Source organism: Streptomyces albofaciens JCM 4342, from assembly GCF_008634025.1.
Lineage (GTDB): Bacteria > Actinomycetota > Actinomycetes > Streptomycetales > Streptomycetaceae > Streptomyces > Streptomyces albofaciens.
Genome location: NZ_PDCM01000002.1, coordinates 867,829 through 883,160, shown reverse-complemented (window position 1 = coordinate 883,160; position 15,332 = coordinate 867,829). Strand labels below are relative to the sequence as shown.

Annotated in this window: 13 protein-coding genes; 5 read left to right on the top strand and 8 right to left on the bottom strand. The window is 75.1% G+C overall.

Going from position 1 to position 15,332, the window contains the following annotated elements; translation table 11 throughout:
* Positions 1 to 35 precede the first annotated feature (35 nt).
* The 5 genes from CP973_RS24315 to CP973_RS24295 are packed head-to-tail and all read left to right on the top strand — an operon-like array spanning position 36 to position 5,582.
* A complete protein-coding gene (locus tag CP973_RS24315) occupies positions 36 to 1,061 on the top strand; it encodes an ornithine cyclodeaminase family protein (RefSeq protein WP_167538503.1) in 1,026 nt (341 codons plus the stop codon).
* Entirely contained in the window at positions 1,052 to 2,437 is a 1,386-nt protein-coding gene (locus CP973_RS24310) for a type III PLP-dependent enzyme domain-containing protein (protein ID WP_244409974.1), read from the top strand. Before CP973_RS24315 ends, CP973_RS24310 begins: the two co-directional genes overlap by 10 nt.
* Positions 2,438 to 2,475: 38 nt before the next feature.
* Positions 2,476 to 3,504, top strand: a complete 1,029-nt coding sequence (locus CP973_RS24305; RefSeq protein ID WP_150245112.1) for a cysteine synthase family protein — start codon at positions 2,476 to 2,478, stop codon at positions 3,502 to 3,504.
* Positions 3,505 to 3,512: 8 nt separating this feature from the next.
* The gene (locus tag CP973_RS24300) at positions 3,513 to 4,907 is read left to right on the top strand and encodes an MATE family efflux transporter (protein ID WP_150245109.1); all 1,395 of its coding nucleotides are present in this window, start codon (positions 3,513 to 3,515) and stop codon (positions 4,905 to 4,907) included.
* Between the two features lie 57 nt (positions 4,908 to 4,964).
* Complete coding sequence (locus tag CP973_RS24295) at positions 4,965 to 5,582, top strand: TOPRIM nucleotidyl transferase/hydrolase domain-containing protein (protein ID WP_150245106.1); 618 nt, start codon at positions 4,965 to 4,967, stop codon at positions 5,580 to 5,582.
* A 12-nt stretch (positions 5,583 to 5,594) separates the two neighbouring features.
* Here CP973_RS24295 and CP973_RS24290 read toward each other — a convergent pair whose 3' ends face one another.
* The 8 genes from CP973_RS24290 to CP973_RS24255 all read right to left on the bottom strand — a co-directional run bounded on the left by CP973_RS24290 (position 5,595) and on the right by CP973_RS24255 (position 15,319).
* On the bottom strand, positions 5,595 to 7,106 hold the full coding sequence (locus tag CP973_RS24290) for an ABC transporter substrate-binding protein (protein WP_150245103.1): 1,512 nt from the start codon (positions 7,104 to 7,106) through the stop codon (positions 5,595 to 5,597).
* Between the two features lie 7 nt (positions 7,107 to 7,113).
* Complete coding sequence (locus tag CP973_RS24285) at positions 7,114 to 9,144, bottom strand: ATP-binding protein (protein WP_150245100.1); 2,031 nt, start codon at positions 9,142 to 9,144, stop codon at positions 7,114 to 7,116.
* Between the two features lie 136 nt (positions 9,145 to 9,280).
* On the bottom strand, positions 9,281 to 9,505 hold the full coding sequence (locus CP973_RS24280) for a helix-turn-helix domain-containing protein (protein ID WP_150245097.1): 225 nt from the start codon (positions 9,503 to 9,505) through the stop codon (positions 9,281 to 9,283).
* Positions 9,505 to 10,002: a DUF2975 domain-containing protein gene (locus CP973_RS24275; protein ID WP_150245094.1), complete on the bottom strand. Its 498-nt coding sequence runs from the start codon at positions 10,000 to 10,002 to the stop codon at positions 9,505 to 9,507. The genes CP973_RS24280 and CP973_RS24275 overlap by 1 nt, the downstream gene beginning before the upstream one ends.
* Before the next feature lie 85 nt (positions 10,003 to 10,087).
* Positions 10,088 to 11,257: an FAD-dependent monooxygenase gene (locus tag CP973_RS24270; protein WP_150245091.1), complete on the bottom strand. Its 1,170-nt coding sequence runs from the start codon at positions 11,255 to 11,257 to the stop codon at positions 10,088 to 10,090.
* Between the two features lie 24 nt (positions 11,258 to 11,281).
* Complete coding sequence (locus CP973_RS24265) at positions 11,282 to 12,616, bottom strand: class I adenylate-forming enzyme family protein (protein WP_150245088.1); 1,335 nt, start codon at positions 12,614 to 12,616, stop codon at positions 11,282 to 11,284.
* A gap of 40 nt (positions 12,617 to 12,656) precedes the next feature.
* Positions 12,657 to 14,150 carry a 3-deoxy-7-phosphoheptulonate synthase gene (locus tag CP973_RS24260; RefSeq protein ID WP_150245085.1) on the bottom strand — a complete coding sequence of 498 codons (1,494 nt, stop codon included), beginning with the start codon at positions 14,148 to 14,150 and terminating at the stop codon, positions 12,657 to 12,659.
* Positions 14,151 to 14,152: 2 nt separating this feature from the next.
* Complete coding sequence (locus CP973_RS24255; RefSeq protein ID WP_150245082.1) at positions 14,153 to 15,319, bottom strand: 3-deoxy-7-phosphoheptulonate synthase; 1,167 nt, start codon at positions 15,317 to 15,319, stop codon at positions 14,153 to 14,155.
* Positions 15,320 to 15,332 lie beyond the last annotated feature (13 nt).

The following is a 15,332-nucleotide window of genomic DNA, read 5'->3' as shown; positions in this document are numbered from 1 at the left end:
GCCGGATGACCGCTCGCACCTCCCCGAGGACGGACATGACCGACCGCACCGTGGCCGACCGCACCCGCTCCATATCCGCCGACGACCGGACCCTGACCCTCCTGTCCACCAGCGACCTGGCCGGTCTGCGCATCGACTGCGCCGATGTCGTGAGCACCGTCGAGGACGCCTACCGCACCCTGGCGGCGGGCCGCTCGGACAACCCCCGCAAACTCACCGTGAAACCCGCCGACGGGCACTCCGTCGCGTACGCGATGCTCGGCCGCGACGGCTCCCGTGACGTGGTCGCCGTGAAGACCTCGTACAAACACGGCCTGGACCGGGGCCGCGACGAGCAGCACTACTACACGACGCTCACGCTCTACGACGACACCACCGGCCTGCCGGTCGCGATGCTGGACTGCGGCCGCGTCGGCGCGCTGCGCACCCCGGCCGTCTCCGCGCTGCTGGCCCGCGAGTGCGCGCCGCCCGGCGCCCGCAGCGCCCTGGTCATCGGCACCGGCACCCAGGGCCGCCTGGCCCTCCCGTTCCTGCTCACGACGCTGCCGGACCTGGAACGGCTGATGCTGTCCGGCACCCACCCCGAGGGCATCGCGGCGGTACGGGACGAGCTGCGCGCCCACTTCCCCGGCCGGGACGTGGAGACCGTCACCGACCTGCGGGCCGCCGCGGGCGACGCCGACGTCCTCGTGGCCACGGCCGGCGGCCACACCCCGGCGGCCGTCGAGGCCGACTGGCTCAGGCCCGGCGCGCTGTCCGTCCTCGTGGGGCACGGCCTGGCGCCCTCCACCCTGCACCGCGCCGACCGCGTCGTGGCGACCAGCGAGGCACAGATGCGGGTCACCGGTACGGACATGGCCGGCGAGGCCGGGCGGCTGCCCGCCGCGGACGCCGAGTTCCCGGCCGTCCTCGCCGGTACGGCCACCGGCCGCGGCGCCGCCGAGGAGCGCGTCTTCGCGTACAACAGCGGTCTGGTCGTCACCGACATCGCGCTCGGCCACCGCTTCGCCCGGCTCGCCCTCGACCAGGGGCTGGGAACGCGGGTGGCGCTGTGGGCCTGACCGGATCGCGCCCCGCCGACCTGCCGACCCTGCCCGCCCACACCGACCCCGGCACCGAACGGATCATGGACAGCGGCCTGCTGCACGAACTGTCCCACGCCTTCGACGGACCGTTCCACTTCCTGCTGCCGCACCGCTTCGACGCCAACCTCGCGGCCTTCCGCGCCGCGCTCGACGACGCCGGGGTGGCGGGGCACGTGTACTACGCCAAGAAGGCCAACAAGGCCGCCGTCTGGGCGGAACGCTGCGCCGCCCACGGCGCGGGCGTGGACGTGGCGAGCGTCCCCGAACTGCGCGCAGCCCTCGGCCACGGCGTACGCGGCGAGCACATCGTCGTCACCGGCCCGGCCAAGAACGACGCCCTGCTGCGGCTGGCCGTCCTGCACGGCTGCCTCGTCGCCGTCGACGCCCTGGACGAACTCGACCTGCTCACCACGCTCGCCCTCACCGGCACCGTGCGCCCCGCCCGCCTGCTGCTGCGCCGCCTGCCGCCCGCCCAGCCGCACAGCCGCTTCGGGATGACGGCGGGCGAAGCGGACACCGCGCTGGACCGGTGCGTACGGGCCGGGGACGCCGTACGGATGGAGGGCTTCAGCTTCCACCTGTCCGGATACGCCACCCGGCCGCGCGCCGACCTCGCCGCCCAGCTCGTCGACGCCTGCCTGCGCGCACGGGAACTGGGCCTGCGCGCCGACCGGATCAGCATCGGCGGCGGCTTCGCCGTGGACTACAGCAGCGGCGGCCACTGGCACGCGTTCCTCGCCGCCCAGCGGCCCGAGCACTACCACGCGCACAAGGCGTTCGACGCCGACGGCTTCTACCCGTACCACTCGCCGGTCGCCGGTGCCGACGCGCTGCGCACCGTCCTCGGCACCGTCCCCGACGGAGGCCGTACGACGCTGGCCGCACGCCTGAAGGAGACCGGAACGCTGCTGCTGGCGGAGCCGGGACGGGCCCTGCTGGACGGCGCCGGCGCGTCCGTCTTCCGCGTCCAGGGCGTCAAGGAACGCGACGGCTACCACGTCCTGACGGTCGACGGCACCAGCCTCAGCCTGTCCGAGCAGTGGTTCAACAGCGAGTACCTGCCCGATCCGTACCTGGTCACCCGGGACGGGCGGGCCCGCGGCGACGCGGCGCACCCCGCGTGCGTCGGCGGTGCGACCTGCCTGGAATCCGACCTGCTCACCTGGCGCAAGGTCCCGTTCCCCGCCCGGCCGCGCGTCGGCGACCTGCTGGTCTACCCCAACACGGCCGGATACCAGATGGACTCGAACGAGTCCCCGTTCCACGGCCTCCCGCTGCCGCCCAAGGTCGTCGTGGACCGGCCGGACGCCGCCCGGCCGCGCTGGCGCCTCGACCGGGCCACAGCCCGCTGACCCCTCACACGCAGCCCCGCTGCATCAGGAGCGCACCCATGAACGAAGCCCTCGGGCGCCCCGCCGTGGTCTCCCGCGTCTCCGATCTCATCGGCGCCACGCCGCTGTTCGAGCTGGGCCGCACCGGGACCGGCAGCCGGCTGCTGCTCAAGCTGGAGATGTTCAACCCCACCGGCAGCGCCAAGATCCGGATGGCCCGGCAGATGGTCCTGGACGCCGAGGCCCGCGGCGACCTGCGGCCCGGCGGGCGCATCGTGGAATCCACGTCCGGCAACACCGGACTGGGGCTCGCGGTCATCGCGGCCGAACGGGGCTATTCCTTCACGGCGGTCGTGGACCACGCGGCTTCTTCCGACAAACTACGCGCCATGAAAGCCCTGGGTGCCGAACTCGTCCACGTGGCCGACGACGGGAGCGCGGACCTGGCCACCGCCGCGCGCGAGGAACTGGCCGCGGAGCTGGCCCGCGGCCGGGCCGACACCTTCTTCACCGAACAGCACAACAACCCCAGCAACGGCGTCGGCTACTTCCCCGTCGCCCATGAACTGCACCAGGCCCTGGACGGGGCCATCGACGTCCTGATCGGCGCGGTGGGCACCGGCGGCGGGCTCTGCGGCACCGCCCGCGCCCTGCGCACGCTCGTACCCGGCTGTACGACGGTCGGCGTCGAACCCAAGGGCTCCATCGCCTTCGGCGGCCCCGCCCACGACTACTACCAGTCCGGCACCGGCACGCCCGAAGGCGCCGGGATCGGCGCGCTCGTCGACTTCGACCTGATCGACGAGGGGGTGAAGGTCGGCGACGTGGAAGCCTTCGCCACCGCCCGCGCCGTCGCCCGCGCCACCGGGCTGCTGATCGGCGGCTCGGCCGGCGGCGTCGTCCACGAGGCCCTGGCCCGGCTCCCCGCCCTGGCACCGGGCTCCACCATGGTCGCGCTGGTCAACGACGGCGGCGAGAAGTACCTGGACACCGTCTTCAACGACGACTGGATGCACGCCCGCGGCCTCGTCGACCGCGCGCTGGAACGCGAGACCGACGAAACCCTCACCAAGCTCCGCAGGAGGTGAGGCCCGCCATGCAGCCCGCGACGCTGCTGCGCGACAGCCGCGCGCTGGCCGCCCTCGCCGTCCCCCTCGTCCTCACCCAGCTCGCGCAAGTGGCCCTGACCACCACCGACACCGTCATGATGGGCCTGCTCGGCACCACCGACCTGGCGGCGGGCGGGCTCGCCGTCGTCCTCTTCAACCAGCTGCGCACCATGGGCGTCGGCCTCATCACCTCCATCGGCAACCGCACGGCCGCCGCGGCCGCGCGGGCGGAGGGGACGGGCGCCGACGCGCGCGAGGGCGGCGAGGAGGTCCGTGCGACCGTCCGCGCCGGACTGGCCGTCGCCACCCTCGCCGGACTGGCGGGCGCCGCGCTGATGCTCCTCATCGGCCGCGCGCTGACCTGGCTCGGCCAGGACGCGGAGATCACCGGCCGCGCGCAGCCGATGCTGCTCGCCCTCGCGCCCGGCCTGCTGCCGTGCCTGTGGTTCCAAGCGGTGCGCCAGTTCACCGTGGGCATGCGGCGGCCGCAGGCGCTGCTGCGCATCACCCTCGCCTCCGTGGCCGTCAACGCGTCACTCAACTGGGGCCTCGTACACGGCACTTGGTGGCTGCCCGAACTGGGCCTGCCCGGCGTGGGGGCGGCCACCACGCTCGTGTACTTCCTCTCCTTCCTGGCGCTGTACGCCGCCGCCAAGCGGGACGCCGTACTGGCGCCGCTGCTGAGCCTCACCATCGCCCGGACCGACCGCGCCACCGTCCGCCGCCTCGTCCGGCTCGGTGTGCCCATCGCCGCGACATACGGTTCCGAGGCGGGCTTCTTCTCCGTCACCGCCCTGATGGCGGGCTCGTTCGGGAGCGCCGCGCTGGCCGCGCACACCGCCGTCAACCAGCTCGTCTACCTCGTCTTCCAGGTCGCCGTCGGTCTCTCCCACGCCGCGTCCGTCAACGTCAGCCGCGCCCTCGCGCTCGGCCGCACCGACACCGCCCTGCGCATCAAGAACACCGCACTGGCCTGCGCGGGCGCCGTCATGACCCTCGTCGCCGTCGTCTACGCCACCCTGCCCGGCCTGGTCCTCAGCCCCTTCTTCACCACCGCCGGCCCCCGCGACGCCGAAGCCCTCTCCATCGCCACCCACCTGCTGCTCGTCGTCATGGTCCTGCAGTTCTTCGACTGCGCGCAGAACATCGGCGTCGGCCTCCTGCGCGGCCTCGACGACACCGCGGGCGGCTTCCGCATCACCCTCGTCGGCTACTGGGCCGTGGGCCTGCCCGCCGCCTGGCTCCTGGGCTACGCCGCCGGGCTGCACACCCTCGGCATCTGGCTCGGCCTGCTCACCGGCCTCGCCACCACGGCCGTCCTGCTCCTGCGCCGCTACGGGGTAAGTCTGCGTGCCCGGACGCCCACTGTGCGGACCGCATGAGGAGGGGCCGGGCGATATTCCCGTGCCGTGCCGTCGGCAGCGGTGCACACTCACTCCATGGCGGACATGCGGGCGTTCCGGGAGGCGGTCGGCAGCTGGGCAGCCGGCGGCCCCGGCGGACCGGCGGGCGAGCTGGCGGCGCGGCTGGGGGTGCGGACGGCGGTGCTGCTCGAAGGGCCGAGCGACCTGGCCGCCGTGGAGGCACTGGCCGTACGGCGTGGCCTGGATCTGACCGCCGAGGGGGTGTGCGTCCTGCCCATGGGAGGGGCGATGAGCGTCGGCCGCTACGCCGGGCTCCTCGGGCCGCCCGGCCTCGGTCTGCGTCTGGCGGGGCTGTGCGACGAGAACGAGCAGCGCTATTACGACCGTGCCCTGGAGCGCGCGCAGGCGTCACGCCAGGGCATCCACGTGTGTGTGCGGGACCTGGAGGAGGAACTGATCCGCGCGCTGGGCACGGCACGGGTCGAGGACATCGTGCGGGCCGAGGGCGACTTCCGCGCCTGGCGGACCTTCCTGCACCAGCCCGCACAGCACGGCCGGCCCCGGCAGCAGCAGGTGCGGCGCTTCCTCGGCACGAAGAAGGGCCGCAAGATCCGCTACGGCCGCCTCCTCGTCGAAGCCCTCGGCCCCCAACAGACACCGGCCCCGCTCGACGCTCTCCTCACCGGCCTGTGAGGCGACCGCCCGTCACGGCCACACCACCTGCCGGAAGGCGTACGAGCCGTCCGGCTTCAGCTCGACCAGCGCCAGCGGCTTGCCCTCCGGGTCGCCCTGCTCGTCGAACCGGATCGGCCCGCTGACCCCGTACACCGGCTTGCTGCCACCGATCAGATACAGCATCTGGCGGGTGCTGCTGGTGGTCACCGGGCCGCTGCCCTGCCGGTCGGCGCCCGCCCGGATGGCCACGCCGAGCGTGAGCAGGGCGTCATGGCCCATGATGGCCTGCCCGTCGGACAGTTCGCCGACCGAGCGGTGGATGTCCTTGCGGTAGGCCTCGCGGAACTCCGGCAGCGGGTTCCCGTCGCCGGGATAGGTGGTGAGCCACTGGTCGGGGTGGGCCAGCACGGTGTGGTGCACGGTCAGCCGGCTGCGCTCCCAGACCTTCTGGAAGGCCTTGCGCGCCTCGTAGCTCTCCGGTACGTCGAAGACGCCCACCACGTCGTCCCCGGTGTACACCGAGGTGGGGCAGCGCCGCCCGGCGGCGGCCATCGCCTCGATGAAGCCGCGCAGCGCGCGCCCGCGGCCCGCGAAGTACACCGCGTCCGGCGGATCGGTGCACACCCGGTCGGCGAGCGCCGAGAAGGCGTTGGCGGTGGCGCGGTCGGCCGAACTGTAGGCGAGCCCCATGTCGGTCAGCTCCAGCCCCTGGCGCGCGGCGGCCGCGGTGAAGCCCCGGTTCAGGGACGCGCTGTAGGTGTCCTGTTCGCTGCGGTCCTTGATGGTCGTCACACGGTAGGGCCGCCGGCCGGCCTGCTTCTGCAGCGTCCGCAGATGGCGCACCACCGCCGACGCCTGGTCGGCGTTGGGCGGCGCCACCCGCCAGAACCCGGTCTGCCCCGGCCGGTTGATGGCGTCGGCGGTCACGGTCGAGCCCATCATGGGAATGCCGGCGGCCCGCAGGGCGTCGATCGCGTCCTGGGTGGTCTGCCGGCTCTGTCCGAGCCCGGCCACCGCGACCAGGTGCTGGTCGCCGTCCTTGAGCTCCTTGAGCCGGTCGACCAGCGGCCGCCACTGCTCGGACCCGGTGCCGCTGTTCGCCAGCAGCAGCTTGATCTGCGGCGAGTCGCCGCGCCCGCCGCGCCGCGGGTCGTTCAGCTCGCGCTGGGCCAGATAGGCGCCCTCCAGCTCCCGCCGGATGATGTCGCGCCCCTTGTCGTCGGGGCCCGGCGTCATCGGCTGGAGGTAGGCCACCGAGACCCAGGGCTTGCCGGACTTCGCCACCCGCCGGTTCTCGGCCAGGATCTGCCCCGAGATGTCGCGCAGCGCGGCGTCGAACACATACGACCCGTCGGTCACCCCCACGCACTCGCCGCGCGCCCCCTCCTCGCGCACGCCGTCGGCACACCGTACGAACACCGTGTCGTAGAGCCAGTACCCGCCGGCGGCCAGCGCGCCCGCGGTGCACAGGGCGACGGCGGCCCGCAGCCACCTGCGGGGCTGCGGCTTCGGCACATCGAGAGGCCGGTCGTCGTCACTCATCCCACGCTCACCAGGGCTTCCTCTCGTAGGCGGCCGCCCGCTGCCACAGCACGTCGTGGTCCGTCTCGTCGCTCAGCCGGCCGCTCAGGGTCTGGAGTGCATCGACAATCTTCGGGTACAGCTCGGCCGCCGGATCGCCCAGCGGGTCGGACCACAGCGCCGCGTACGGGTCGGTCGCCGGGTGGGTGGTGATCCATCCGGCGACCAGCAGACGGGTGACCATCACCAGGTCGGGCGGGCCCGGCGCCCGCGCGATCCGGTGCTGGAACTCCGCGCCCGCCGACCGCCCTTGTGCCTCCGCCTCCCAGCGGCGCGGCGCGCGCTGGATCCAGGACAGCTCCTCGCACCATGTCCGCGCCGACCCGTCGCCCCCGCACACGGCGAGGAAGCAGTCGTGCAGATAGGCCGCCGCGCTCTGGACGTCGCCGCCCGCCAGCCGGTGGTACGCGGCCACGCGTCCCGACTCGGCGGCGGCGCCCAGGACGTCGTGGGCGGAGTCCCACGGCGAGATGCCGTCCGGCGGCGCCGGAGCCAGCGACAGCCTGCCGAGCAGCAGCCTGCGGACGACGTCCGGGAGGATGCTGTGCTGGTGGCCGTCGAAGGCGATCCGCTCGGCGTACCGGTCGTCGTGCGCGAGGCGGCGCAGCAGCCGCGGTGGAGCGTCGCCCTGCCGCCACAGGTCGCCGGCGCTCGCGGCCTGGCCGAGAGTGACGGCCGCGGCGGCGCGCGGCAGCGCGTCGAACAGCTCCCGCGGTACGTCCTGGAGGAGGAGTTCCAGCAACGTGTCCGCGACGGAGTGCGGTCCTTCCGGCGCCATCACCATGCGCAGCCGCCGCCCGCACGGCACCTCCGGCGCGAAGTCCTCCAGCGCCTCCAGCACGGCGCGGACGGCCGCCGGGTGGCCGCGCGTCAGCTCGTGGACCGTACGGCCCAGCCACGCCACCGGATGCGTGAGCCCGGCCAGCGCCGCCGGCGGCATCCGCTTCACATACGGGCCGGCCTGCTCCTGCACCTCCGCCCGGTCCAGCGGGCGCAGCTGCGCCACCTCCAGCCGGGCGCCGCCGCCGGGCCGGGTCACCACCCGCGGCACGAACAGCTCCGGCCCGTCCTCCCGCTCCGGCGGCCGCCAGCACGAGAGATAGCCGCCGAGCGGCCGGGGGCCCAGCTCCAACTGCCGCAGCACTTCCGGCGTACGGCGCGCGCACGCCACGACCACCAGGGGGTCCGCCTGTCCCGGAGCGGCGGCCCGCGCCTCGACCAGCGCCTGGAGGAACGCGTCCCCCAGCTCGCTGTCGGCGTTGTCCAGCAGCACCAGGCAGCGCAGCGTGCGGGCGCGGTCGCCGCCGTGCTTCGTGTACGCGCCCTGGAGGTCCGCGAGGAACGCTTGCAACAGCACCGACTCGGCCCGTTCGCGCTGGGCCGCCGTGCCGTGCCGGAAGTGCTGGTTGAGCTCGACGAGCGCGTCCGCCGGCAGCTGGGCGCGCGAGCCGCCGCGCGGGACCCGGCCCAGCCGCCGGTGCAGCCTCCACCACACCCGGGCCCGCTGCCAGCCCTGTATCAGCGGGACGATCGCCGCCGACCAGCCGGGCAGCCCCATCGGCACACCGACCGACGTGACCAGGTCCCGCAGCACCTCCAGCGAATGGTCCTCCGCGCGGCCGGCGCGCAGGGCCTCGCGCATCTGCCCCAGGGCGGCGTCCCGGCTCTCCGGGTCGGCCTCGGCCGACAGCGCCATCAGGAGTACGGCGAAGGACGGCAGGGCCAGCGGAGGGAAGTCGCGGCGGCGCGCGTTGAGCTGGAAGGCGATGCGGGCCAGGACGTCCACCGGGTGGTGCACGCCGTCGTCGAGCGCCGCCAGGTCCAGGGCGGCCGTCGGCGCGCGGCGGCCCCAGGCCTCCAGACGGCCCGCCAGCGCGGTCTTGCCGCTGCCGCGGGGCCCGAGCAGCAGCAGAACGGGATACCGGGCGTGCTCGCCGCGGGCCCGGACGAGCCGCTGCCCGACGAACGTGCGGATCATCACATCACGTCGGGACTGCACCCGTGTCCCCCTCGTGGTCACCGTCGTGAAGGACCAGGATGCAGCAATTCCCGGGGCGCGCAAGGGGTTTCAGGAGTGGGGGACAGGCGTGGGGTCCGTGGGGCCACTGAGGCGCGGCGGGCGGCCCGCGCACCGCCTACCCGCCGTCCCCCTCCTCGTCCGGCACCCAGCGCAGCACGTCCCCGGGCTGACAGCCGAGCGTCCGGCAGATCGCGTCGAGCGTCGTGAAGCGCACCGCCTTCGCGCGGCCGTTCTTCAGCACGGCGATGTTGGCGGGCGTGATGCCGACGGCCTCGGCGAACTCGCCGACCGACATCCGGCGCCGGGCGAGCTGCACGTCGAGGTCGACGACGATCGCCATCAGATGACCTCGGCCATCTCGGTCCGCAGCTCCGTCGCCTTGCGCAGCAGGCCGCGCAGGACGACGACGAGCATCGCGAACGCGGCGCCCACGACGGTGACCGCGCCCGCGGCGGCCAGCGCGCCGACCACGTCCATGCCGTCGTCCGGAGAGGGGATCTCCGCCACCGCGAGATGCCCGGTGACACCGAGCGCCAGCAGGGTCGCCACCCCCGAGGCCCCGATGATGACATCGACCCACCGGAAGGCCCGCGGGGTGAAGATCGCGTCGCGCTCGACCATGGTGAGCAGCATCCACAGGGCGACGAGCCCGGCCTGGACACAGGCGACGACGGCGATCGCCACCGCCGAGTAGGGCACCGCGTACGGGGCGTACGGCGGGAAGCCGGCGACCTCGTCGGCGGCCGTCGCCGGGATGACCACGACCTGGCCGAAGAGGCCCATCAGGAACGCCGCGCCGATGCCGACCTGGAGGGTGGCGATGAGGAAACGATGCATGTATCGATTCTCGATCGCTTTCTATCGAAAATCAATCGGTTCGGGGGGACTGGCCAAGGACGGGGCCGAAAGGGACAGGCCCCTGTCAGTAGCGGCTCCCGGGAATCCCGGCGTCGCGCGGGCCGTACGGCGCCGCGTCCAGCCAGCGCCCGGCGCGGTCCGAGCGGGGCGCAGCGGCGGCGGCCAGCCGCTGGGCGGCGCGGTGCCAGGGGGTGGGGGCGGTGAGGTGGGCCAGGGCCCGGCCCGCGGCGCGGCGGTTGAGGAGCGCGGCCCGGTGGCGGGCGCGCGCGTAGCCGGACACGTCGCCGGTGGCCAGCGCGTCCGTGGCCGCCGCCGCGTCGGCGATGCCCGAGTTCAGGCCGCGCGCGCCGAACGGGGCGAAGAGGTGCCCCGCCTCCCCGGCGAGCAGCACCCGGCCGTACGCGTCGGTGAGGCGGTCGGCGACCACCTGCTGGAAGCGGTAGTGCGAGGACCAGGTCACGGAGCAGGCGTGCCCGTCCGGCAGCAGGCCGGGCAGCCAGTCCGCCGCGGCCCCGCCGAGCGCGTCGGGGTCGTCGTCCGGCCGGCACTGCACGTCCACCCGCAGCCCGCCGCGGAACGGCACGGTCAGCACGTTCCGCCCGGCCATCCGCGGGTCCAGGTAATGGAAGGCGCGCTCCTGGGGCAGCGGATGCCCCGGGTCGTCCGCGAGATCGAGCACGAGGAACGCGTGCGGGGAGCGCGGCCCGTGCAGCCGTACGCCGATGGCCCGCCGCACGGCCGACCGGGCGCCGTCGCAGCCGACGGCGTACGCGGCCCGGAGCACGCCGTCCGGTGTGCCGACCCGCACGCCGCCGGACGACGCGGTGACGCCGGCGACCGGGGTCTGCCAGCGCAGCTCCGCGCCCGCGCGGCGGCACGCGTCCCGCAGCAGCTCCTCCATGACCGGCTGCGGAAGGCTGGAGAAGGGCGCGCGGTCCGCAGGAGGCGGCGTGTACGTACGGTGGTGGACCTCCCGGCCCGCGTAACTCGTGTGCCGAGCGCCCCAGACGAGCCCGCTGCCGACCAGCCCGGCACCCAGTACGGGATCGGCGGCGGCGAGCGTGGCCAGCGACTGCCGGTGCAGGAAGATCGCCCGGCTGCCGGGCCGGGGCGCGTGTTCGGCCGCCGCCTCCAGGACGGTGACGGCCAGACCGCGCGCCCGCAGCAGCAGCGCGGTGGCCAGCCCGACCGGGCCGGCGCCCACGACGATGACGGATGTCGGGACGGTGTCCATGATGGCCTCCTGAGAGCCCGCGCCCTAGCGGGGCAGTCGTCCGCGGGCGACCTTGCCGCCCGCGGTGGTGGGGAGTTCGGGCAGGAACGTCGTACGGCGGGGGATCTTGTACGGGGCCAGGTGCGCCCGGCAGTGGGCGAGGATGGCGGCCTCGTCGGCGGCCCGGCCGGGTCCGGTCGCGATCCAGGCGCGTGGCGATTCGCCGCGTACCGCGTCCGGCATGGCGGTGACGGCGACCGCCGCCACGGACGGATGGGCGGCGATCACCCGCTCCACCTCGGCCGGGTAGACCGTGTAACCCCCGCACAGGATCACGTCCTTGAGGCGGTCCAGCACGGTGACCCCGCCGTCGGCCGTCACCTCCCCGACGTCCCCGGTGCGCAGTTCGCCGCCGGGTGTCAGGACCCGTGCGGTGCCCTCGGGGGAGCCGAGGTAGCCGGAGGTCACGAAGGGCGCGCGGACCAGCAGTTCACCGTCCTCGCCCGTACGGATCTCCGCGTCCGGTACGGGCGGGCCCGACGTACCGGGGTGGTCGGGGTCGTCGGCGGCGGTGAGCGAGGCCAGACCGGCCAGTTCGGTCATGCCCCAGCCCTCGGCGAAGACGGCGCCGGACCGGTCCTGCCAGTCGCGCGCCAGCTGTTCCCCGGCGGGCTGGCCCGCGGAGAGCGAACAGCGCACCGACCCCAGCGGCAGGTCCGCGCGGGCCAGCAGCCTGCGGTACATCGTCGGCACCCCGGCCAGCACGGAGGGCCGGTGACGGCGCAGCGCCTCGGCGACCGTGTCCTCGGTGAAGCGGCTGAGGAGGACGAGGGCGGCCCCGGCGCACAGCGCGGCGTTCAGCACGTTGGTGCCGTAGGTGTGCGCCAGCGGCAGCGGGCTGAGCACCGTGTCGCCGGGCCCCAGCGCGAGGCGCCGTGCGATGTTCTCGCCGCCGAGCCGGACCGCGTCCCGGGACTGGAACGCGCCTTTGGGGCGGCCCGTGGTGCCGGAGGTGTAGGCGAGGGTGGCGATGCCGGTGAAGTCGGCGGTGGGGGAGTGCGGTGGCCCGGATGGTGGCGGGCCGGGGCCGTCCGCGGTGAGGACGAGGACGGAGCCGCTGTCATGGGCCGCGTGGCGGACCTCGTCCGGCGCCGAGGCGGCGTTCAGCGGCACGCTCACGGCGCCCAGCTCGGCCAGCGCGAGGTAATCGATCACCCAGTCGCGGCCGTTGGGGCGGCAGAGCACGGCCCGGTCGCCGGGGCGCAGGCCCGCCGTGGCCAGCTCGGTTGCCCGGTCGGTGACGGCGGCGCGCAGCGCGCGGCGGGTGAGGGGGCCCTGCTCGTCGATCAGGGCGACGCCGGGATGGTGATGGCGGAACATGACGGGCTCGCTTTCATGGTTAGTGGGGGGAGAGGCGGTGTCAGGCGGCGGGCCGCCAGGCGTCCGCGGCGGCGTGCACCGTCCGCAGCACCTCGGCGGGGGTACGGCCGTACTCGTCCAGCAGCAGGCCACCCGGCCGGCTGCCCACCGAGTAGTGGGTGTCGAAGAACGTGCCGATCTCGGCCGCCGCCGTGTCCGTGCCGGGCCGGGGCGCGCAGACCCACGTGACCGGTGTGCCGGTGCAGGCCACCGCCTCGATCAGCGCGGGCAGTTCGGCCAGCATCCGGTCCGGGGCGAGCCGTACGGCCAGTACGAGCCGTCCGGGCACGCGACCGGGGTTGAGCGCCGCACAGCGCGCGGCGACCTCGCGGGGGTGGCAGCCGGGCCGCGGGCGCAGCCCGGCCACGGCGCCGGGGCGCGGGACGCGCTCGCCGTCGGCCGTCCAGTGGACCTGGCCCGCGAGGGCGGGCGGGCAGGCGTCGAGGAACGTCATCAGCTGCGGGAAGTCGTCCAGCCAGGCGGGGGAGCCGGCCGAGGAGCGGTACTCCTCGGCGATCCACCGCGCCTCGCGCGGCAGTACGCCCGGCGGGGGATGGCCGCCGGTGACGACGGTGACGGGCACGCCGGCCGCGTAGTGGACCAGCCCGGCGGCCGCCGCCGTCAGCGCCCCGGTCGCATGGCGTCCGAGATGCAGGAGGAAGGCCTCGCCGTCCGCCGTCGGAGCCAGCGCGCGGTGCGGCTCGGCGGCGGACCCGGTGGCCTGGATCTCCTCGGTGAGCGGACGCGGACGGCCCAGCAGCCGCTGCCGCGGCGGCGGTGCCGGGACGACGACCGGCTGCGGCCGCACGGGAGCCGGTTCGCCGTCCGGCGCCCGGCCGCTCCGCCGGCTGTCCGGCCGCGCGTCGTCCGCCCGCCCGTCGTCCACGAGCCCGGCGGGCACCAGCCGCGGGTTGAACAGCTCCCGGATGAACAGCCAGGGGCGCTCGCCGTCGAGCACCACATACGACTTGAAGACGGCCGGCCGGACGCGCCCGTCCTGCTCCCACCCGGCCACGCCCACCTCGACCAGCCGCCGGCTGCGCATGGCGCCGGTGGCCCGCAGCCCGTAACCGATCGGCGTACGGGGGCTGGTGAGGCACGCGGTCAGTGCCGGGTCGTCCGGGACGAGGCCGACGACGGTGTTGAGCGAGACGGGCGTCAGCGCGGCGTCGGCCAGCGCGGAGCGGCGCACCAGGACCTGTTCGTCGCGGCCCAGGCTCAGGCAGCGGCGGGTCAGCGCGTCCTGCGCGGCGGCGGGCGCGGTGCCCTGGTGCAGCACGCGCAGCCGCAGGGGGGTGGCGAGCGCGGACTCCAGCAGGGTGGTGGTCAGTCCGTCGCTGGCGAGCAGCATCCGGGCCAGCGGACTGGCGAACCGGGCCACGTCCCCGAGGTCGAAGGGGCGCGGGGCCGGCCGGTCCGGGGACCGGTCGCCGGTGCCCGCGCAGCCGTCCGGCAGAGGGCGTTCGGTACTGGGGTACCGCAGGGGGGTGAACACGGTCAGGTCCTTTCCATGAGGGCGGCGGAACCGGGGTCCGCCACCTGGCGGGGGCGGGGGCAGGAAGTGTGGCGGCGGGCGCGTGCCGCGCCGGCCAGCTCCCGCAGCAGCCGGGCGGTGCCGCTCCAGCCGAGGCACGCGTCGGTGACGCTCTGTCCGAAGACCAGCGACGGGCCGCCGGGGTCCTGCCGCCCGGGTACGAGGAAGCTCTCCAGGAGCACCCCGCGCACCGCGGTCTCGCCGTCGGCGACGCGCACCGCGAGGTCTCCGACGACCGCGTGCTGCCGCTCGTGCTGCTTGCCGCTGTTGCCGTGGCTGGCGTCCACCAGCACGCGGGCGGGCAGTCCGGCGTCGGTCAGCAGCCCGGCGGTCCGGCGGACGTGTGCCGCGCCGTAGTTGGGGCCGTCCGCGCCGCCGCGCAGGACGACGTGGCAGTCCGGGTTGCCGCTGGTGCGCAGCAGCGCCACCGGCCCGGCGGCGGACGCGCCGAGGAAGGCGTGCGGCGCGGCGGCGGCCCGTACGCCGTCGACCGCGACCTGGACCGAGCCGTCCGTGCCGTTCTTGATGCCGACGGGCATCGACAGGCCGCTGACCAGGTCACGGTGCACCTGGCTCGCCGCCGTACGGGCGCCGACGCAGCCCCAGGCGACGACGTCGGACAGATAGGCCGAGGTGACCGGGTTGACCCATTCGCAGCCCACCGGCAGCCCGGTCTCGGCGATGTCGAGCATCAGGGACCGGGCCTCGGCCAGGCCGCGGCCGACGTCGGCGCCGCCGTCCAGGCCGGGGTCGCCGACCAGGCCGGGCCAGCCGAGGCAGGAGCGCGGCTTCTCGACGTAGACCCGCATCACCACGAGCAGGTCGTCGGCCAGGGCGGCGGCCGCGTCCCGCAGCCGGGACGCGTAGTCCAGGGCCGCCGTGCGGTCGTGCACGGAGCACGGCCCGACGATGGCGAGCAGCCGGTCGTCCCGGCCGTCGAGGACCCGCACGATGTCGTGCCGGGCGGTCAGGGCGGTGTGCGCCGCGTGGTAGGTCAGCGGCAGCCGCTCGGCCAGCTGGGCCGGGCTCTCCGCCGCCAGCACGCGGGTCTGGCCGCCGGTGGGGCGCACCCGGCGTCCGTCGTGGTGGCGGATGCGGGGGGTTTCCGGGGCGGGGATCGGGGTGGTCATGGTGGTTCGCTCC

Coding starts and splice junctions, on each gene's coding strand:
- CP973_RS24295 (WP_150245106.1), top strand. CDS start 4,965: ATGGCGGACATGCGGGCGTTCCGGGAGGCGGTCGGCAGCTGGGCAGCC.
- CP973_RS24280 (WP_150245097.1), bottom strand. CDS start 9,505: ATGGCGATCGTCGTCGACCTCGACGTGCAGCTCGCCCGGCGCCGGATG.
- CP973_RS24305 (WP_150245112.1), top strand. CDS start 2,476: ATGAACGAAGCCCTCGGGCGCCCCGCCGTGGTCTCCCGCGTCTCCGAT.
- CP973_RS24290 (WP_150245103.1), bottom strand. CDS start 7,106: ATGAGTGACGACGACCGGCCTCTCGATGTGCCGAAGCCGCAGCCCCGC.
- CP973_RS24315 (WP_167538503.1), top strand. CDS start 36: ATGACCGACCGCACCGTGGCCGACCGCACCCGCTCCATATCCGCCGAC.
- CP973_RS24265 (WP_150245088.1), bottom strand. CDS start 12,616: ATGTTCCGCCATCACCATCCCGGCGTCGCCCTGATCGACGAGCAGGGC.
- CP973_RS24270 (WP_150245091.1), bottom strand. CDS start 11,257: ATGGACACCGTCCCGACATCCGTCATCGTCGTGGGCGCCGGCCCGGTC.
- CP973_RS24255 (WP_150245082.1), bottom strand. CDS start 15,319: ATGACCACCCCGATCCCCGCCCCGGAAACCCCCCGCATCCGCCACCAC.
- CP973_RS24275 (WP_150245094.1), bottom strand. CDS start 10,002: ATGCATCGTTTCCTCATCGCCACCCTCCAGGTCGGCATCGGCGCGGCG.
- CP973_RS24300 (WP_150245109.1), top strand. CDS start 3,513: ATGCAGCCCGCGACGCTGCTGCGCGACAGCCGCGCGCTGGCCGCCCTC.